The 19,553-nt window shown below is 48.3% G+C and carries 18 protein-coding genes and 1 pseudogene; 14 read left to right on the plus strand and 5 right to left on the minus strand.

Annotation, left to right across the window (positions count from 1 at the left end; translation table 11 throughout):
- Window positions 1-29 precede the first annotated feature (29 nt).
- Both NC981_RS12205 and NC981_RS12210 read left to right on the plus strand, forming a co-directional pair.
- Window positions 30-3,065 (plus strand): HEAT repeat domain-containing protein, encoded by a 3,036-nt coding sequence (locus tag NC981_RS12205; RefSeq protein WP_348243041.1) that lies wholly within the window; start codon window positions 30-32, stop codon window positions 3,063-3,065.
- Window positions 3,066-3,089: 24 nt separating this feature from the next.
- Window positions 3,090-3,566 (plus strand): cyclic nucleotide-binding domain-containing protein, encoded by a 477-nt coding sequence (locus NC981_RS12210; RefSeq protein ID WP_348243042.1) that lies wholly within the window; start codon window positions 3,090-3,092, stop codon window positions 3,564-3,566.
- Here the strand turns inward: NC981_RS12210 and NC981_RS12215 are convergent.
- Window positions 3,560-4,375 (minus strand): mechanosensitive ion channel family protein, encoded by an 816-nt coding sequence (locus NC981_RS12215; RefSeq protein WP_348243043.1) that lies wholly within the window; start codon window positions 4,373-4,375, stop codon window positions 3,560-3,562. The two genes, NC981_RS12210 and NC981_RS12215, sit on opposite strands and share 7 nt — an antisense overlap.
- Before the next feature lie 249 nt (window positions 4,376-4,624).
- Here NC981_RS12215 and NC981_RS12220 point away from each other — a divergent pair, with 249 nt between their 5' ends.
- The 4 genes from NC981_RS12220 (at window position 4,625) to NC981_RS12235 (ending at window position 8,458) form a co-directional block, all read left to right on the plus strand.
- Window positions 4,625-5,065: a P pilus assembly/Cpx signaling pathway, periplasmic inhibitor/zinc-resistance associated protein gene (locus NC981_RS12220; RefSeq protein WP_348243044.1), complete on the plus strand. Its 441-nt coding sequence runs from the start codon at window positions 4,625-4,627 to the stop codon at window positions 5,063-5,065.
- Between the two features lie 157 nt (window positions 5,066-5,222).
- A complete protein-coding gene (locus NC981_RS12225; protein WP_190379060.1) occupies window positions 5,223-6,563 on the plus strand; it encodes an adenylosuccinate synthase in 1,341 nt (446 codons plus the stop codon).
- An 18-nt stretch (window positions 6,564-6,581) separates the two neighbouring features.
- Entirely contained in the window at window positions 6,582-6,878 is a 297-nt protein-coding gene (gene rplY, locus NC981_RS12230) for a 50S ribosomal protein L25 (RefSeq protein WP_190379059.1), read from the plus strand.
- Window positions 6,879-6,964: 86 nt separating this feature from the next.
- Window positions 6,965-8,458: an AAA family ATPase gene (locus tag NC981_RS12235; RefSeq protein ID WP_348243045.1), complete on the plus strand. Its 1,494-nt coding sequence runs from the start codon at window positions 6,965-6,967 to the stop codon at window positions 8,456-8,458.
- 156 nt (window positions 8,459-8,614) lie between these two features.
- On the opposite strand, the pseudogene NC981_RS12240 reads toward NC981_RS12235, so the two are convergent.
- Window positions 8,615-8,767: pseudogene (locus tag NC981_RS12240) on the minus strand (FAD-dependent oxidoreductase); the annotation flags it as partial.
- A 187-nt stretch (window positions 8,768-8,954) separates the two neighbouring features.
- Between NC981_RS12240 and NC981_RS12245 the strand changes: the two are divergent.
- The 8 genes from NC981_RS12245 (at window position 8,955) to NC981_RS12280 (ending at window position 15,670) form a co-directional block, all read left to right on the plus strand.
- The gene (locus NC981_RS12245; RefSeq protein ID WP_190379154.1) at window positions 8,955-9,176 is read left to right on the plus strand and encodes a DUF2945 domain-containing protein; all 222 of its coding nucleotides are present in this window, start codon (window positions 8,955-8,957) and stop codon (window positions 9,174-9,176) included.
- Entirely contained in the window at window positions 9,176-9,523 is a 348-nt protein-coding gene (locus tag NC981_RS12250; RefSeq protein ID WP_190379057.1) for a DUF3140 domain-containing protein, read from the plus strand. Before NC981_RS12245 ends, NC981_RS12250 begins: the two co-directional genes overlap by 1 nt.
- 55 nt (window positions 9,524-9,578) lie before the next feature.
- Entirely contained in the window at window positions 9,579-10,595 is a 1,017-nt protein-coding gene (uvsE, locus tag NC981_RS12255; RefSeq protein ID WP_348243046.1) for a UV DNA damage repair endonuclease UvsE, read from the plus strand.
- Window positions 10,596-10,622: 27 nt separating this feature from the next.
- Window positions 10,623-11,702: a phosphoesterase gene (locus NC981_RS12260; protein WP_348243047.1), complete on the plus strand. Its 1,080-nt coding sequence runs from the start codon at window positions 10,623-10,625 to the stop codon at window positions 11,700-11,702.
- Between the two features lie 101 nt (window positions 11,703-11,803).
- The gene (locus NC981_RS12265; RefSeq protein WP_348243048.1) at window positions 11,804-12,931 is read left to right on the plus strand and encodes an iron-containing redox enzyme family protein; all 1,128 of its coding nucleotides are present in this window, start codon (window positions 11,804-11,806) and stop codon (window positions 12,929-12,931) included.
- 87 nt (window positions 12,932-13,018) lie between these two features.
- The gene (locus tag NC981_RS12270) at window positions 13,019-13,753 is read left to right on the plus strand and encodes an SAM-dependent methyltransferase (RefSeq protein WP_199298735.1); all 735 of its coding nucleotides are present in this window, start codon (window positions 13,019-13,021) and stop codon (window positions 13,751-13,753) included.
- 62 nt (window positions 13,754-13,815) lie between these two features.
- Complete coding sequence (locus NC981_RS12275; RefSeq protein ID WP_348243049.1) at window positions 13,816-14,673, plus strand: glycosyltransferase family A protein; 858 nt, start codon at window positions 13,816-13,818, stop codon at window positions 14,671-14,673.
- The gene (locus NC981_RS12280) at window positions 14,663-15,670 is read left to right on the plus strand and encodes an isochorismatase (RefSeq protein ID WP_348243050.1); all 1,008 of its coding nucleotides are present in this window, start codon (window positions 14,663-14,665) and stop codon (window positions 15,668-15,670) included. Before NC981_RS12275 ends, NC981_RS12280 begins: the two co-directional genes overlap by 11 nt.
- Here NC981_RS12280 and NC981_RS12285 read toward each other — a convergent pair.
- From NC981_RS12285 to NC981_RS12295, 3 genes are read right to left on the minus strand one after another with little or no spacing between them, the layout of a single operon-like run.
- Complete coding sequence (locus NC981_RS12285) at window positions 15,667-16,662, minus strand: ribose ABC transporter permease (RefSeq protein ID WP_348243051.1); 996 nt, start codon at window positions 16,660-16,662, stop codon at window positions 15,667-15,669. The genes NC981_RS12280 and NC981_RS12285 overlap by 4 nt on opposite strands.
- Window positions 16,659-18,209 (minus strand): sugar ABC transporter ATP-binding protein, encoded by a 1,551-nt coding sequence (locus NC981_RS12290; RefSeq protein ID WP_348243052.1) that lies wholly within the window; start codon window positions 18,207-18,209, stop codon window positions 16,659-16,661. Before NC981_RS12290 ends, NC981_RS12285 begins: the two co-directional genes overlap by 4 nt.
- A complete protein-coding gene (locus NC981_RS12295) occupies window positions 18,209-19,195 on the minus strand; it encodes an ABC transporter substrate-binding protein (RefSeq protein ID WP_348243053.1) in 987 nt (328 codons plus the stop codon). Before NC981_RS12295 ends, NC981_RS12290 begins: the two co-directional genes overlap by 1 nt.
- Between the last annotated feature and the right edge of the window lie 358 nt (window positions 19,196-19,553).

The raw sequence follows: 19,553 nt of genomic DNA on the forward strand, positions 1-19,553 counted from the left end.
CCTGTGCATGACTTAACCGGACACCCCATATGGCTTCGACAAATCAAGCTTCCAAGAGAGTCGGAGAACATCCCTTTCTCCGCTGGATTAATCTTCGCTCTGGTGAAGGCAATCGAACGTTTTGGATGTTCGCCTTTTATACCTTCACGTCAACGGGGTTGATGTGGCTCGAAGCCTGTTCGGTTGAGATGTTTCTCGCACAGTTCGGAGCCGCGAACTTACCCTTAATCTATATCGTGAGTGCGGCGATTAAGATTGGCTTGGGATGGCTGTATTCTGAGCTTCAGCGCTACTTACCCTTGAGAATGGTGATTGTGGCGATCGCCCTGCTGCTCGCGTCTCCATTGCCGATCTTTTCACTCGGTTTAAGCGGTGCGTTTGGAAACACGATCGGACAGTTCTACGCGCTGCAAGTAACCGTCTTTGCCATGCAGCTTTGGCTTGAAGCCAGCCATGTTCTCAATGATCTCAATGCCTCGATTACCGCAAATCAGCTCTTCAACATTCGGGAAATTAAGCGCACCTATCCGCTGATTAGCAGCGGAATTTTGGTCGCAGATGTTGTGGGCGGATTCTCGCTGCCGTTTGTGTTGGGATTGTTTGCACGAGACACGGCGGTTTCACAAGTGTTGCTGATTGCTTTCGCATTTATGGTCGTTGGCGTAATCATTCTCTGCGGTCTGAGCCACACTTATCAACAGTCGTTTCCAGAAGGGCGACGCAAACGGGAAGAGCCGATCGCGGAGCATTCTACAACGCGACTGCGAGGACAGACGCGGCGATATATGCGGCTGTTGCAGATTTTCTTTGCGCTGGCTCAAGTCTTCTTGCTGCTGGTTGAATTTCAGTTTCTGACTCAACTAGGTCGCCATTCTGGAGCTTCGGTGCAGCTCGGCGGCGGCGAGGTTGCCGGATTTTTGGGAATCTTTAATGGCTCATTGGGAATTTGTGAGTTGGCGATGCAGTGGTTATTTTCGAGTCGCATTCTCGATCGCATGGGAGTATTTCGATCGCTGATGTTGCTGCCGATGATCGTAATTGCATTTACCGGAGTGTCGATCGCGGGAATGTCTTCAGTATTTCTGAGCGTTCTAGCAATGCGGTTTTTCTATGAGTTGCTGCACTACACTTTGCTGAGTGGCAGTGTGCCGTTTTTGTTTTACTCAGTGCCGGATCACCTGAGAAACCGAGAACAGGCAAAAGTGCGCGGCATTGCTGAACCCATTTCAACCGCGATCACCGGGCTGGTTCTGTTGGGACTGGGGAGAGTGGGGGCAAATGGAATCGGAGTTGCAGAGCAGAACTTGAATTTGGGGTTGATGATTCTGTTTGCACTCGGCTGGCTTGCGACGATCGTTTTACTCAAAAAAGAGTATCTCAATCTCTTAGTGCTGAATGCGGGACGGGGGCAACTGAGTACCTCAGACGTAGATATGAAAGCGCTGCGGCAAAAGACGATCGAAACCCTGGAAAACCCCGGAGCCGATGAAGATAAACGCGCCTGTATTGAATTCTTGAGCCAAATCGACGGTAAGAATGCGGCGGAAGTGCTTGCGCCATTGCTGTTAAAGCTCACGCCCGAATTGCAGCACAGAAGCATCGAAGTCATGCTGAATCATCCCAATCCAGCCTTCTTAAATCCAGTCAAGTCGCTCTGCTCTCAACGTCCTGAACCAGAAGTCATGGCAGTCGCCCTAGAATATATCTGGACGACCGGAGAGACGACTGCTTTTAGTGAACTGCGGCATTATCTCAAGCCAAGTCAGCCCTCGATCGTTCGCGCTACGGCTGCATCGTTGATTCTACGTCAGGGTACGATGTCGGAAAAAGCAGAGGCAACCTATGTGTTACAGGCGCTGTTAACACACAAACAGATGCAAGAACGGGTAATCGGTTGTCGAGCATTAGGCGGCGTAGTGCATTTGCAAGGATTGCGGCTCTGGCTCAAACCTTATATTCCAAGACTGTTAAAAGATCCCTCGATCGAAGTGAAATCTGCCACGCTCGAAGCAATCGCAGCGACTCGATCCGAGGAGTTTTACCGCTATTTGCTCAGCGGGCTGTATTGTCGTCCGACGCGCCCAGCCGCAAAATCAGCGCTGGTTCGTCTCGGTGATGAGGCATTACCCAGGCTGATTCGACTTGCCGATGATGTAGAACGTCCGCCGCTCGTTCGGAGTGAAGCTTTTAGCGCGATCGGTCAAATTGGCACACCCGAAGCGATCGATCTTCTAATTTCCCGCTTGGTGACTTCTTGGGGAACCACACGCCGCTTACTGCTGCGGATTCTCCTAAAAGTACCAAACGAACGCGGCATCGAAGCGGTGGCAGAGCGTTTAGGCAGAGCGGGAATCGAGGAACTGATCGAACAAGAATTAATGTTTATGGGGCAAATCTATGCCGCATTAATGGATCTGATTGAAGACCGAGTGCGCTGCGAAGAGACGAAACTGCTCAGAGCCGCCCTGGAAATTTTGCCGAAAGACAGCATCGAGCGATTGTTTCTGCTGATGAAGTTTCTTTATCCGATCGGCTCGATTCGAGTGGCAGAATTCAACTTCCAGTCTGATTCTCGTGCAGCGATCGCTCAAGGCTTAGAAATTCTCGATAGTACGCTCGACATTGCTAGTAAGAGAGCACTACTGGGGGTACTCGATCGAGAATTACCGATGGATAAGCTGCAAAGTTTATCGAGCCTTGTACCCTACACCCCGATGCAGCCCGATGCACGGCTGAATCATTTGCTCGAACTGCGGCATTTTATCTCAGATTGGGCACTCGCCTGCTGCTTTCATTTATCTAGGCGGGCACGCTGGAAGAATCTTAATCCAGATGCGATTCGCTCCAGTTTGCGGCATCCCAGAGGATATGTGCGAGAAGCGGTATTGAGCTATGTTGCAGAGCAATATCCGCAACAGTTAGGGCGAGTTTTACAAGGATTCCAAAATGAGCGCGATCCGATCGTGGCAAAGCAGGTAAAACAGATGATGCAGGAGTCGGAGATTATCCTACCCGAAGAAATTTCGCGGGTGGTTCCCCGACATCCGAATCTCAGGGTGATCTAGTTGTTGTGTGAGAAAACGTGAGCGATGCTGAACAGTTTTGAGCGATTGCTGCTAGTACGAGGCGTTCCCATCTTTAAGGAACTGCGGGACGATTTTCTGGTGCGGTTGGCATCGATTATGGAAGAACGATCGTATGCGGTGCGGGAAACTATTCTGATCGAAGGTCAAGAAGGTCGATCGATGTATGTGATTTCCAAAGGAGTTGTCCGGGTGCATAACGGTAGCCGGGATTTGACATTTTGCAAGCGCGGCGATTTTTTTGGGGAGATGTCACTGTTTGATTCTGCTCCCCGATCGGCTTCAGTGACCGCGATCGAGCCGTGTGAATGTTTGGTGCTCACTCAGCAGCAGCTTTATGAAGCAGTGGATGAAACGCCCGGAATTGCCCTGAATCTGATCAAAATTCTCTCGAATCGGGTGCGAGACATGAACAAAGAAATCGAAGTGCGAGATCAAGAAATCCGGACGCTCAAAGGCGAGCCGATTACGAAGATTCAGTAGAGTGAAGATTCAGTAGAGTCGAGCGCTTCTTTTGCAAGCTGCAAAATTTCCGATTTCACTTGTTCATGATGATTAGCTGCACACCAGGGACGCAGATACAGAATCGTGCTTTCTGGTGTAATCGATTCTACATGGCAAGTGGGCCTTGGTTCTCGCAAAACGAGCGGATGCGGTTGCACCAAAGACAGTAAGTGCGTAATGGTGGATTCGATGTCGCGTTTGCCAATATCAATGTGCAAATCGACTCGTCGAGTGCCCATGATGGTATTGTTTTTCAGCGTTCCGCTAAATAAATTACTGTTGGGAACGGTGATGCGAACATTGTCCGCAGCCACGATCGTGGTCGAAAACAGCCCAATATTATCCACAGTTCCAGAGACTCCTGCGCCTTCGATCGCATCTCCGACTTCAAACGGTCGGAAACTCACCAGCATCACGCCTGCGGCAAAGTGAGACAGGCTATTTTGCAGCGCTAGACCGATCGCCAGACCTGCCGCACCAATCACAGCAACGATCGTGGTCGTTTGCAGTCCAACTGCGTTGAGTGCCGCGACACCGCCTGCCATCCACACTAAAATTCCTGCCACTTGAATCAAGAATTTTTGCAGCGTCGGTTCTGCATACTTCAGCAAGCGAAATCCGATCGGTCTAATTAGATTCACTGTCCAGCGCGTGAATAGAAGAATCACGATCGCCCAAGCCAGCTTCGGGAGAACCTGAAGCGCTAAATTGATTAGATTGCGTTGCAGGAATAACTGATTAATGTTTTCGTTAATTGCAGTTGCTGCCTGAGCGCTGACGAATAGCATAGAAACTCCTTTTTTGTTGTCCCCGCTAGATTAATACATGAGAAATGGAAGCAGTCCTGAAGGGGATCAGTGTACCGCGATCGCAGCGACACGACTAATCACGCCACGACCAGAAATTTCGCAACGCTCAATTCAGGTACACCGTTCACCCATCAAATTGGTATCAGGTTGAACCTTTACGATCGCCCTTCAGTCTAAGGAGTGAAGCTGATTCGTTGGCTTTCAACTGTTCACTTTTCTACAGAAATGATGAAAAAATTCTCACTGATCCTCCCCGGTGCGATCGCGCTTTTGATGGTTGCAACTCCCTTTGCGGTTCAGGCTCGTCCTTCTGGCTTGTTATCACAGCAAACCCAGCAACAACCCAAACGCGATCGAGCGAACAAACTCAATCTCACGGATGCTCAGAAGCAGCAAGCAAAAGCGATTCGAGATCAAGTCCGCGATGGCATCGTTCGGGAAGTGCTGACGCAAGCCCAGCGCGATCAGTACAATGCGGCAAAGCAGCGCAACGAAAGAGTATCCTGGCGATCGCTGAATCTTTCTGACCAGCAAAAAACTGAGATTCGGAGCCGGATGCGGGCAGCTAAGGAGCGTATGGAGCGCGAAGTGTTGACGCAAGAGCAGCGCGACCTGATGCAACAGAGACGCAGCCAGCGCCAACAGCGCGGAGTTCGTCCAGGGGCATAGTCCAAGCTCATCATCTTAAGAGTTCATCGAGGGCATCTGAATTAGATGCCTTTTCTTTTTGTAATTGGCAAAGTTCTCCTGAAACGATCGATTGACACAAGTACCCCCAAGTGATGATAATGGGAGTTTGTTGAAAACTTTAGACTCCTGAAATCCCTTGGCTAACGTAGTTGTAATAGGTGCCCAGTGGGGCGATGAAGGTAAAGGCAAAATTACCGATCTGTTGAGCAAATCGGCGGATGTCGTTGTACGCTATCAAGGCGGTGTTAATGCTGGGCATACGGTCGTTGTCAAGGATCAGACCTTCAAGCTTCACCTCATTCCGTCTGGAATTCTGTACCCGGATACCGAGTGTATTATCGGTTGTGGAACCGTCATTGATCCGAAGGTTTTGATCGAAGAACTCGATCAAATCGAAGCGCTCGGCATTACGACGAAGAATTTGCTGATTTCTGAAACGGCGCATGTGACGATGCCGTATCACCGTTTAATCGATAAAGCTGCAGAAGAGCAGCGCGGCAATCACAAAATTGGTACGACTGGGCGCGGAATTGGTCCAACCTACGCCGATAAGTCGGAGCGGGTAGGCGTTCGAGTGATTGACTTGATGAATCCGGAAGGGTTCCGTGAGCAACTGGAATGGACGATCGCACAAAAGAACCTCATTCTCGAAAAGCTCTACAATCTGCCCCCGTTGAATGCCGAAGAGGTTTTCACCGAGTACATGGGCTATGCAGAACGGTTGCGCCCTCATGTCGTCGATAGTTCTCTGAAGATCTACGATGCGATTCGCCGCAAGCGCAATGTGCTATTTGAAGGCGCTCAAGGAACGTTACTGGATCTTGATCATGGCACTTACCCGTATGTGACCTCCTCGAATCCGGTATCGGGCGGTGCGTGTGTTGGAACGGGGATTGGCCCAACCGTGATTGATCGCGTCATCGGAGTGGCGAAAGCGTATACGACTCGCGTGGGTGAAGGCCCATTCCCCACCGAACTGCACGAAGAAATGGGCGCGTTGCTGTGCGATCGCGGTGCTGAATTCGGCACGACGACTGGACGACAACGGCGCTGTGGCTGGTTTGATGCAGTGATTGGACGGTACGCCGTTCGCATCAATGGTCTAGATTGTCTAGCGATTACGAAGCTGGATGTCTTAGACGCAATGGACGAAATCAAAGTATGTGTTGCCTACGAAATCGATGGGCAGCGCTGCGAAGATTTTCCCAGTAATTCGCGCTTGTTTGCTCAATGCAAGCCGATTTACGAAACCCTTCCCGGATGGAAGCGATCGACCGAAGACTGTCGATCGCTCGACGACTTGCCAAAAGAAGCGCTTGATTATCTCAAGTTTTTGGCAGAATTAATGGATGTACCGATCGCGATCGTTTCTCTGGGAGCCAAACGCGATCAAACCATTATTGTTGAAGATCCCATCCACGGACCCAAACGGGCGCTTTTGTACACCAACGAAACGCCTCAGCCTGCTAATGTTTAGTTACTTTTAGGTTAAATTATGCCGTTCTCGATCGAAGCTCAAAAACGTCCCGAAGGAAGCAAGCCGAATGCGCTGCGTCGCGATGGCAGAATTCCTGCAACTTTGTACGGTCACAATGGAGTCGAGTCCATTCAGCTCGTCGTCGATGCGAAAGCTGCGGGCTTCTTAGTCCGGGATGCTGCACCGAATAAGTCGGTTGTAGAAGTGAGCATTCCAGAATTGTCCTGGAATGGTAAGACTGTGATGCGCGAAGTACAAACCCATCCGTGGAAAGGTTCGCTCTATCACATCAGCTTCTTTGCTCAAAAAGATTAGTCAAAGATTTGTCGTTGCGGCTTGCCGACGAATCTAAGGTATATAAAGCTAGGGAGAGATCCCTGGCTTTTTTAGTGAATGGAATTATGACGACTACGACTCTTCCGCCGATTGTTGAAGCACTGCTTGATCCGGCAATCTATGACCATCCGGTGAAGGATACGATCGAGCTTGTACAGACCCACGTTTCTTATGTCTTTCTCACCGGGGACTATGTTTATAAGCTGAAAAAGCCTGTGAATTTTGGCTTCTTGGACTATTCCACGCTGGAGAAACGCAAACATTTCTGTGATGAAGAGTTGCGGTTAAATCAGCGCGGCGCGGCGGAATTATATCTGGGTGTGTTGCCTGTGACACAAGCGGGCGAGAAGTTCACTCTGGGCGGAGATGGTGAGGCTGTTGATTATGTGGTGAAGATGCAGCAGTTTCCGCAGGAGGCTTTGCTCAGCGAGATGTACGATCGCGGCGAACTCACCGAACAGCATTTGATTGATTTGGCAAAAGTTCTAGCAGCATTCCACAAGTCCGCACCAACGAATGACTACATCCTGAGCTTTGGGGAAGTATCGCAGATTCGGCAAGCGATCGACGAGAACTATGAACAAACCGTTGGATACATTGGTGTTGCTCAAACTCAAGAACAATTCGATCAAACAAAAGCTTACACCGATAAGCTATTTGCTGAGAATGAAGCTTTGTTTAAGAGTCGAGTTGAACATCGATTCATTCGTGAATGTCACGGTGATGTTCACTTGAGAAATATTTGCTTCTGGAACAACAAGATTTTACTGTTCGATTGCATTGAGTTTAATGAGCCGTTCCGCAATGTCGATACGATGTTCGACATTGCTTACATCATCATGGATTTTGATGCTCGAAATCGCTCTGATCTGAGCAATCTATTTTTGAATGCTTATCTTGAGCAATCGGGCGACTGGGAAGGCTTACAAGTTCTGCCGCTTTACAACAGCCGTCAGTCTTATGTGCGGGCAAAGGTGACATCGTTTTTGCTGAGCGATCCGAGTGTTCCGGAGTCTGTTAAGGCAGAGTCGAAAGAGACTGCAAGCCGCTACTATCGCTTGTCTTGGGAATATACCAAACCCAAACAAGGCAAGCTCATTTTGATGTCGGGACTATCGGGATCAGGCAAAAGCACGATCGCATCGAAACTGGCGCGAGAATCAGGAGCCATTCAAATTCGCTCTGATGCGGTGCGTAAACATTTAGGTGGCATTGGGTTAGATGAAAAAGGCGGTGATTCGCTTTACAGTGCTGAAATGACGCAAAAGACTTACGATCGTCTCCTGAATTTGGGCATCACTTTGGCATCTCAAGGGTACACCGTGATTCTGGATGCGAAATACGATCGTCAATCCTTACGCGCTCCGGTAATCGAGCAAGCACAAGCAAAGGGAATTGAGATCGAGATTCTTTACTGTGAAGCCCCGGAAGAGGTGTTGCGCGATCGGATTGCGCAGCGTCAAGGAGATATTTCTGATGCGAATCTCGGTGTCTTGGCTCAACAATCCTTTGAAGCATTTACTGAGACTGAGATGCCCTTGGTCAAAACAGTGAGCTAAGTCAACTGTTATGGAGGCAGAACTGGTTTTGCCTCTATACTTGAAACTACTCCAAGGCTTTCTTCTAGTTCAAATAGCGTTCTTTGGTCTGTTGAAGAAGCTAAGCTCGGAAGAGCCAAAGGTTCAACTGTATCCGGTTGCGGCTTCTGCCATTGCAGCGAAGTCAGCCGCATACACCATCAATTTTTTGGGAATACAGCCGAGATTGACACAGGTTCCGCCCAAGTTAGCAGATTCTGCGATCGCGACTTTTGCACCATAAGTTGCGGCTTTTTTAGCAGCAGCGAGTCCACCGGGATCTGCTCCAATTACAACAAGTCGTAAGTCATGATCACAGCTTTAATTTTGATCAAAGCGTAAATTGAGCGATCGCTGATTTTCGACTACCCAAAGAAAGGTTTAAGCAGAGTGAAGGGGAACCGCAGATAGAGGTGACAAAACGTTAAGCTGCTTAGAGTTTAAATGCAATCCAATGCAATCCTTTGAAGCGAAAATCATGACCGAGAAATTAAAAAAGGGCGACCATGTAGAGTGGAATACTTCTGGCAAAAAAACTGAAGGTGAAATCAAAGAAATTATCACCGAACCGACCGATTTTAAGAATCATCATTTTGAAGCATCAAAAGAAAATCCTGAGTATCGTGTGGAAAGTTCAAAGAGTGGAAAAGATGCCATTCATAAAGGTGAACAGCTGAAGAAAACCAAGGAGAAAAAATAATGGCGCAACATACTGCCACGCAAAATCAAGAGACTCTCAAAGAGTTTCAAGAAGCGGTCAATATGTCGGCTAAAGAATTAGAAGCTTGGTTAAAAACAGAAGAATCTCTTTCGGTTGGAATGAAAAGCAGCGAAGATGCTGAATCCACTGGGCATCAATCGGGCAGACATACGATCGAACTTTTACATAAGAAAAAATCGGATTACGATGAGGCTGACTTTAACCATATGCGGCGGGTGGTTAGCTATGTTCATCGACATTTAGCAGAAAAACCAAAAGGCGATATTGAACATACGCGCTGGCGCTATTCGTTAAAGAACTGGGGACATGAGCCGCTAAAAGATTAATCATTCGAGTGATCGTATGTGCGATCGCTCAGTCTAAAAGTTTAGGTAAATGATTATGATTCCTGAATTGGGTTTAGTTTGTATTTCTGCATCAAAAACGGTGCGATTTAAGACGATTACACGAAAGCGATTATTGCAATTTGATCTAGTCGAACAAGAGCGATTATTGCGCGAATTATATGCTGAGAATTTGCGGCGATTGGGGATTGCGATCGAGTTTTGTGCAGACAATAAAATTGGGCTTTATCGACTCGGTTCAGGAATGTTTCCGTTTGCCGATGATCCGTTAGGATCTGCAATTCTAGAAGAGTTTGCAGAAGCAATGGGGCTAGTTGGAGAGCAAGCTACTCAATTAAAAGTTCGATTGGTGCTGCATCCGGATCAGTTTGTCGTGTTGAGCTCCGATCGTCCAGAAGTGATCGAAAATAGCATCAAAATTCTCACGATGCACGCCCGGATTTTTGACCTATTAGGATTGCCTCAATCTCCGTGGGCATTGATGAACATTCACGGTGGAAAGGGCGATCGGGCTGATCGGTTAGTTGAAACCATTCGCAGCTTACACGATAACATTCGCCTACGACTCACGCTCGAGAATGACGAATACACTTACGGCTCAGAGCAAATCCTGGCGGTTTGTCAGGCGGCGGGTGTGCCTCATTTGTTTGATGCTCATCATCATGTGATTCATGAAAAAGTGGAGAGCTACGAAGACGAAAGCGTGATTCGGGCATTTGAAGCGGCGCGATCGACCTGGGAGAATCCAGATTGGCAGGTCGTTCACATTTCTAATGGGGCGGAAAGTTTCTTAGATCAAAAGCACAATGATTACATTACGGTGATGCCAAGCTGTTATCGTCAAGCCCCTTGGATTGAGATTGAGGCAAAGCAAAAAGAATTTGCGATTAAAAAGCTTCAGGATGAATGGTTGTATTCGGATTTGAATGTGCTGCCACCTGTGATCACTGAGACAGAGAAGCCGAAAGCGGAGGAAATTCAAATTGAGGCGGTCACACCCTCGACACAGGATGAAGAACCTTCTGATCTAATGGAGCAACCTGTTTCGGTGTAGTTAAAAGCTGAGTTTTTGAGGTTAATTATGACTTTTACACTCGATCCTGCCGTTGGTACTCCGAATCAAGAAGCTGCGCTCCAAGCCTTCGATCGGTTTGTTTCACAAATATCTCACTCCTCTAGAATGGTTGCCATTCATGATTCAGATGCCGATGGAGTGACAGCGGGAGTCGTGTGGCAACGAGCATTCGAGCGAGCCGGATTCGCCTCAGTGCATCGAGTCATTCCCGATCGAGAGCGCAATGCTTGGACACCCAACAATCGCGCGATCATTCAATCCGCAAATCCGGCTTATCTATTTGTGATGGATTTGGGCAGCCGGTCTGAGCCTGTGATTGCTGGAATTCCGACTTGTTTTATTGATCATCACCATCCCGAAGGTGTTCCTGACGGAGATACATTAATTACCGCATACACTTGGGAACCGATTCCGAATACTTCACTGATCATTTGGCAACTGTGTCAAATGATCGCAGATATCTCTGATCTCGATTGGATTGCAGCGATTGGAACACTGAGCGACTTAGGCGATCGCGCTCCATTTGAACTGTTAACGACAGCAAAACGAAAGTACACCGCAAAGTACCTCAAAGAAGCAACAGCGCTAATCAATGCGTCTCGACGAGCTTCTCACTATGATCCGGAAGTTGCAGCACGAGCATTATTAAATCATTCCAGTCCGAAAGCATTAGTCAATTCAGAAAGTGCGGATGTACAACACCTGCGATCGGCGCGGGAAGAAGTCAAATTAGCACTCGATGAAGCTCGAAAAACGGCTCCAATATTCTCTGGAAATGTGGCCCTAATTCGGATGAATTCGCCGTGTCAGATTCATCCGTTGATTGCTCAGAGTTGGCGTGGTCGTTTATCGCAAATGATTGTGATTGCGGCAAACGAAGGCTATATGCCAGGACGAGTGAACTTTGCAGCACGATCGAACAGTGCTAATGTCCTCGAATTTCTGCGGAGTCAAAACCTTTCAGTCGGCGAAGGCAGTTGTGGGCATGGACATGATCAGGCATCGGGAGGTAGCTTAAGCATCGAGCTTTGGAATGAACTGTTAGAGAAGCTAGGCTTTCCCAGGACAGCGTTTGCAAAAGTATAAAACTATCCCTTAAGACTGAGCGATTTATCTCTGAGGTAGATGCAACTTTAGGTTTCGATAAACGAGCATAGAAATGAAAATCGCGTCCTCACTAAAGATAAATGCACGGTAGTTTAGTTGCGCCCCTGCCCACCCGATTGATGCCAGAGGCGATAGAATCCATTGTTACAAATAATCCCTACTACAAGGCTGAACAAACGTTCAGTGAGCTAATCGAAGCTGAGAACTTAGATCAGCGCCTGAGTGAACTTGCCGATCAGATTCGTTACTTTGAAACCGCGCTAACGTTTGCACTCAAGGAAGCTTACGATCAAGCGCAGGGTTCTGATGCAGCACATCTTTTCCTGCAGCGTGTTCTCTATCGAATCAATCGTTTGAACCTATTTTGGTATGACGATCTGACTCATTACACGAATGAGCGATCGCACTATCTGCAAAAGGTTCGCAACGAAATCGAAGCCGCTTGGCAAGCTTGGGAACTGAAGCAAATTGATACTGAAGGCTATCAATCGATTGATCTCAAACAGGCATTGCTCGATCGTTACCAAGCCGATCTCGATCCGGAGCTATCCGCCGATGCGATTTACCTGCGTAAAGAAATGCCGTTTGAAGGCTATCGGTATCTTTTAGCCATTACCTCGTTTGATGGATTGGTGGAAGCGAGCCGTTTATCGCGGATTCTTGGTGGTGCTGCAAACGAAGTACAAGCCACTTTAACAAAAGTGCTGCTCGAAGAATACGGCAATGGTCGCCTATCGCGGAAGCATTCGACCTTCTTTGCCAAGATGATGACTGAGTTACATCTCAGCACTCAGCCAGAAGCATACTTTGATCTGGTGCCCTGGGAAGCTTTGGCAACGACAAATCACAACTTCCTGCTAACTGAATGTAAGCGTCATTTTCTGCGCTATAACGGCGGACTCGCTTACTTTGAGGTCGCAGGTCCTTCGGCATACCGCAACTATCTTGCAGCGGCACAGAGACTAGAGCTGTCTGAGGGCGCAATGGGGTATTGGGACTTGCACATCAAAGAAGACGAGCGGCACGGACGCTGGATGATCGAAAACGTGACGTTGCCTTTGGTTGATATGTATCCGCAGCAAGCTTGGCAGCTTCTGTTGGGATATGACCAAGAGAAACTCATGGGCGATCGTGCAGGTGCAGCCATTGTTGCCATGATTCGACGTGGAGTAGAAACGGAATCATTGCCTGCGATCGTGCCTCAGTAGGCGACTAAAGGTGTGAGGGGGCGGGTTGTCCGCCCTTATTTGTTTGTTGTGATTTGTGTTGTGATTTGTATTGATGAGGGTATTACCTTGACTGGGACATTATTAAAACCGATTTCGCAGACTACTGAAACCGAAGTATTTTTCTGCCCTGAAGAATCACATTTCTATTCGCATTGTTTAGAACGGTTAGTTTTTTCGCAGTGCGATGATTCACGGTTGATTGTTGAATTTGGTTCTGGGGATGGTAGCCCGGTAATCAATTCTTTGGTGCGATCGCGCTGTAATGATGTGATTCATGGGTTTGAACTGAATCCATCTGCTTATGGTGTGGCAAAATCGAGAATCAATCAGTGTAATTTGCACGATCGATATGTCTTGCACAATAAGTCATTCTTTGATGCTGCACCAACTGATGCAGATTGTTTGATCGCGAATCCGCCTTACATTCCCGCGCCGGACAATCAGATTCGGATGCCGCTCCTGCATGGCGGCGTAGATGGAGCCACGTTAACGAATCGATTGCTGACCCTGGACTATGCGAACGTGATGGTCTTGATCTCAAGCTACTCGAACCCATTAGGAACTTTCAAATGTGCTGCCGAGCAAGGATACACGGTTGCAGATTTTATGGTGACACCGTTGCAGTTTGGTTGCTATAGCTCTGAACCGAAGGTGAGAAATTGGATTGAAAAGCTACGGGAAAACGGGCAAGCATTCTATTCGGACAACATCTATTTTCTTGCAGGTGTTCTGTTCCAGCATTCTAGTATTGCATCTGTCGATATGTCAGATGAGCTAGTTCGCGTCATGACTGCTTTGTAAAACCCAATTCTGTAAAACCCAATGTTGAGGGTGTGACTGATTTACACCCTTTTCCAATCGATATGTCTAAAGTTGATATCTTAATCCCAACCTACAATCGCGCTTCAGCATTAGCTGTTACATTGGCCAGCCTGATTGCTCAGACCTTTCAAGATTTTAATGTAATCATTTCAGATCAAACTGAAGATCCAAACGAAATTGCTTCCAACATAGTCCAAACGCCAGTTCGAGTTCTACGATCGCACAATCACAAAGTTCAAATCCACCATCACTTACCCCGTCGCGGCATGGCAGAACAAAGACAGTTCTTGCTGGATCAAGCAACTGCTCCTTATGTTCTGTTCATTGATGATGACATCATCCTAGAACCATTTGTCCTGGAACAATTCGTTAATGCGATCGAAGAGGAGAACTGTGGTTTTGTCGGCAGCGGATTGATCGGACTCAGCTTTATTCAAGATGTTCGACCGCACCAACAAGCGATCGAATTTTGGGACAGTCCAGTGCAGCCCGAAAAGCTCCAGCCGGGAATGCCAGAATGGGAACGTTGGAAGTTACACAATGCAGCAAACCTGTATCATATTCAGCGATCGCATAACATTACTCCTGCTCATCCACGTAAGTACAAAGTCGCTTGGATCGGTGGCTGTGTGATGTACAGCGCTCAAAAGCTTCGAGATGTGGGCGGATTCAATTTCTGGACAAAGCTTCCTGAAAATCACTGTGGCGAGGATGTTTTTACGCAACAGCGAGTGATGGCAAAATATGGCGGCTGCGGTGTGCTGCCGTCTGGAGCGTATCATCAAGAATTGCCAACAACGGTGGTCGATCGTAGCTTCAATGCTCCAGTTGTACTGTCGATCGATGAGTCGTTTGATACGATCGAGGGCAACGAGTTGAGCTTAACGTATGATTCCTGAGTTTTTCGATCGTGCTTCAGTCGGATCTGTTTGGCGTGTTCCGTATCAGCAACGAGCAATTGAAGCGGAACAATGGGCGAAAGAACACAACATTCCGCCTGCAAGTGACGATCGAATTCGGGTTTGTTTGCTAGCAATCGATGTGCAAAATACGTTTTGTATTCCCGATTTTGAACTGTTTGTTGGGGGTCGATCGGGAACTGGAGCCGTTGAAGATAATGTGCGACTGTGTGAGTTCGTTTACCGCAATTTAGGTAGCATTACCGAAATTGCTCCAACAATGGACACGCATACAGCAATGCAAATCTTTCATCCGATTTTCTGGATCAACGAAGCCAGAGAGCATCCCACTCCCGCAGCAACCCTAATTTCATATGAAGATGTGCAGAAAGGCGTGTGGAGAGTCAATCCAGCGATCGCGCCCAGCTTAAAAACCGATTACAACACCCTCAACAGTCACGCGCTCCACTACACGAAACAGCTAACCGACGAAGGCAAGTATCCATTAACGGTGTGGCCTTATCACTCAATGTTGGGTGGAATCGGTCATGCGTTAGTGTCAGCAGTTGAGGAAGCTTTCTTCTTTCATTGCATTACCCGTAAGAGTCAGACCAGCTTTGAAATCAAAGGCAGTCACCCGCTCACCGAAAACTATTCGGTGCTGAGTCCGGAGGTTCTAACGACAGTTGGCGGTGAACTATTGGCACAGAAAAATAGTCAGTTGATTGATAAGTTACTCAAGTTTGATGCGGTGATCATTGCAGGTCAGGCAAAGAGCCATTGTGTGGCTTGGACGATCGACGACTTACTCACCGAAATCCAAGCCTATGACCCTAGCCTAACCAAGAAAGTCTACCTGCTCGAAGATTGCACCTCTGCGGTTGTGGTTCCGGGCGTGGTTGATTACACCGAGCAAGCCGATCGCGCTTACGATCGCTTTGCTGCTGCTGGAATGCACTTGGTAAAATCGACCGATGCAATCTCCGATTGGTTCTAGCGTGAGGAACGGCGGCGGAGTCGGTCAATCGTGACTGCCACGATGATCACTAAACCTTTAACGACTAACTGCCAGAAGTAAGACATATTCAGCAGCGTCAAACCGTTGTTCAGTACCGCAATGATCAACGCACCCAGCAAGGTTCCGGGCATGGTTCCAATCCCACCCGTGAAGCTTGTGCCGCCGAGAATCACAGCCGCGATCGCATCCAATTCATACCCACTCCCCAACAGTCCAGTCGCACTATACAGGCGGCTGGAACTCATAATGCCTGCCAACCCTGCTAACAATCCACTCACACCATACACAAACAAGAGAATCCGACTGACTTTGATTCCGGTAAGTCGCGCTGCACGTTGGTTTCCTCCCACTGCATAAATCTGCACGCCTAGAACCGTCCGACGCAGCACAAACCAGCTTGCTAAAACAGTCAACAGCGCAATCACAACTAACCAGGGAAAGGGGCCGAGATAGTTATTGCCAACCCAGGCAAAGTTTAGATTGCGGTTCAAGACAGTCGTACCGTTTGCAACGAGGTAAGCAGCTCCTCGTAGCGCAGTTAAGCCGCCCAAAGTCACAATGAACGGAGGTAAGTCGAGAAAAGCAATCAGCGCACCATTGATCAACCCGATCGCTAAGCCAGTTAACAATGCGGCTGGAATCGCAAACCAACCCAATGCGCTTGAAAGCGAAACCAGCACTCCAACAACCGCAGACACCCCCAAAATTGATCCCACCGAAAGGTCAATCCCTCCAGTCAGAATCACAAAGGTCATTCCCGTTGCTAGCACAATGTTGATTGATGCTTGCCGGAGAATGTTCACAGCGTTTCCCGTCGTGGGAAAGTTGGGAGTCAGCACCGAAAACAGAATGCAAATCAGAATTAGAATCGGCAGAATCCCAGCCACCTGAAGCCAGTTGTTTGCAGGTTTGCGCTGAACAGGGGGGCGATTGCTCGGTTCTCTTAACGGACGTAGTTCTGTTTGACTCATAGTGCGGCGACCTCCGATGCGCCAGTAGCATAAGCCATAATGTTTTCTTGGGTAATCTGCTGTCGCGAACCGTCAATCTCACCGACGATTCTTCCTTGACGCATCACTAACACTCGATCGCTGAGTCCGATCACCTCCGGCAGTTCGCTCGATACCATCAGCACGGCAACGCCTGTTTCCGCCAAGTCACTAATGATGCGGTAAATCTCGCTTTTTGCGCCGATGTCCACGCCGCGTGTGGGTTCATCGAGCAGAAGCACTCGTGGTTTAATCGCGAGCCAGCGAGCCAGGAGTAGTTTTTGCTGATTCCCTCCAGACAGATCCATTGCGCGAATTTCCAGGTTTGCCAGTCGAATGTTGAAGTTTTCGACCGCATCGTTAGCAATCTTGCCGAGCGTTCTCCAGTTAATCACTCCTGCTTTGGCATCCTTTCTCAGCATATTGAGGATGATGTTTTTGCCAGAACTCATTTCGAGAAATAAGCCCTGATCTTTGCGGTCTTCGGGGACATACCCAATTCCAGCCGCGATCGCATCTTTGGGCGATCGAATATCGAGCTTCTGACCATTTAGAAAAATCTCACCGCTCGTTTTTGGATCAGCTCCAAAAATCAGCCGCGATAGCTCCGTTCGTCCGGCTCCGACCAGTCCCGCTAAACCCACAATTTCACCCGCCCTCAAAACTAAATCAGTGGGTTGCACCTTGCGCCCATCGCTGATGTGCCGGGCTTCCAAAACAACATTGCCGCGATTTGAGCGGCGTTCATGTTGATAAAAGCCCTGCATTGATCGACCCACCATCATTTGCACCAATCGTTCCGGAGAGATCTCAGCGCGATCGAGCGTTCCAATATACTGACCATCGCGTAATACACTGACCCGATCCGCCAGCGCATATACTTCCTCCATGCGGTGACTGATATAGACGATCGCAATGCCATCGCGCCGCAATCGGTGAATCACTTCAAACAGACGTTCTGTTTCTCGATCGGACAGTGCCGCAGTCGGTTCATCCATCACCAAAATGCGGCTATTGTCCTTGAGGGCGCGGGCGATTTCGACTTGTTGCTGCTCTGCGATCGACAAGCTTGAGACCACATCATCGGGTGAAAAACTTGCGCCCAATGCTTGCAGAACTTTGACCGCTTCCCGATGCATGGCTTCGCGATCCAACAGTTGCCCGCGATTGATCTCGCTGCCCATAAAGATATTTTCAACCACCGTCAGATTCGGAGCGACATTCAATTCTTGATAAATCAAATTAATGCCTGCTCGTCTGGCGATACCTGGATCAGTGATGTTGAGCCGCTGACCATTCACCCAAATCTCACCCTCATCGGCAATGTAAGCGCCCGCCAAAATTTTCATCAGCGTGCTTTTTCCGGCACCGTTTTCACCCATCAGGGCATGAACTTCACCCGCATAAAGCGTGAGATTGACGTTTTGCAGTGCCGGAACGCCGCTAAACCGTTTCGTAATCCCCTTCATTTCGAGGACTGGAGCCGCGATCGACGAATGATGCGACACGGATTGTTGATTCATTGTCATTACTGCCACCCTTTGTATTGGCTCACGTTGTCTCGCGTAATCAATTTCACAGGGATTTGAATATTGGGGTTGGCGGGTCTTTGACCATTGAGGATGTCATTGCCGACTTGCACCGCTTTCTGAGTCATGCCCAATGGATTTTGGGCAGCAGTCGCGACAAACAAGCTGCTTTTGTCTTCGATCGCCGATTTTGCTTCCGGTGCGCCGTCCACTCCGACAATAAAGAAATCACTGCGTTTTGCTTGTCGTGCCGCGAGTTCCGCACCCACCCCACATGGATCATTGATGGCAAAGACCGCATCGATTTTAGGAAACGAGACCAACAAATCACTCATCACCCGCAATCCACCGTCCCGGCTCCCTTCGGCGTTTTGATCTTTAGAAAGAACTTTAATTCCGGGATATTTTGCAAAAACCTTTTCGCAGCCTTCAACGCGATCGAACACTGATTGCACAGGTGGACCATTCACAATCACCACATTCCCTTTGCCTTTTAAGCGATCGGCAATGTACTGACAGCTTAGTTCTCCCGCTTGCAGATTGTTCGAGGTAATGGTGGCATCAACTCCACCGCCAGCCCCCGTATCTACTGCAATGACCACCGTTCCAGCTTGTTTTGCTTTTTCAACCGCAGGCGCAATTCCTTGACTATCCGCAGCATTGAGAATGATCAAACTGGTATTGGCTGCAATAAAGTTTTCGATCTGGTTAAATTGTTGATTTAAGTCATATCCCGTCGAAACTACAGTTGTCCGAACTCCATCACCGCCGATCTTCTGCGCTTCAGATTGTGCGCCTCTGCCCATCAGCACAAAGAAAGGATTACTCAGATCACCAACAGTTACAGCCACCGATCGCAGCTTTGAGTTTGCGTTGTTCTGGTTGGTTTGCTGAGTCGATGAACACCCAACTAAAACACCGCTGATCAGCCCCAAAGCGCCCACCGCACCCAAACCACGGCATAACGCTCTGTGAAATCTATCCACGTTCTTTTCTCTCCCATAAGCAACTGAATGAGAGTCAACTGAATCTAAACCTGCATACCATCGCGCAAATTTGGCACGATCGAACCTGTCTCAGTCTTTCAGAACTTCATGCCTGAATGATGCGAGGGATTGAAGCGGACGACATAAAAATCGCGCTGCTACAAAGAATCATGATTAAATCAGTCTTGAAGTGAAGTCGTCTTGAGAACAGCGTTTCAATAAAGCGAAGAATTGCAATGGTTTTTTGCAGAGATGTATTCAAATTGAATTCCTAACTTTTATCGTGCGCTGAACTAGAAATCCTACACATCCATCCAACAGGGTACGGCTAAGGATAGATTAAAAGGATGAGGCAGCA

This window comes from Leptolyngbya sp. DQ-M1 (genome assembly GCF_039962505.1).
GTDB lineage: Bacteria > Cyanobacteriota > Cyanobacteriia > Leptolyngbyales > Leptolyngbyaceae > Leptolyngbya.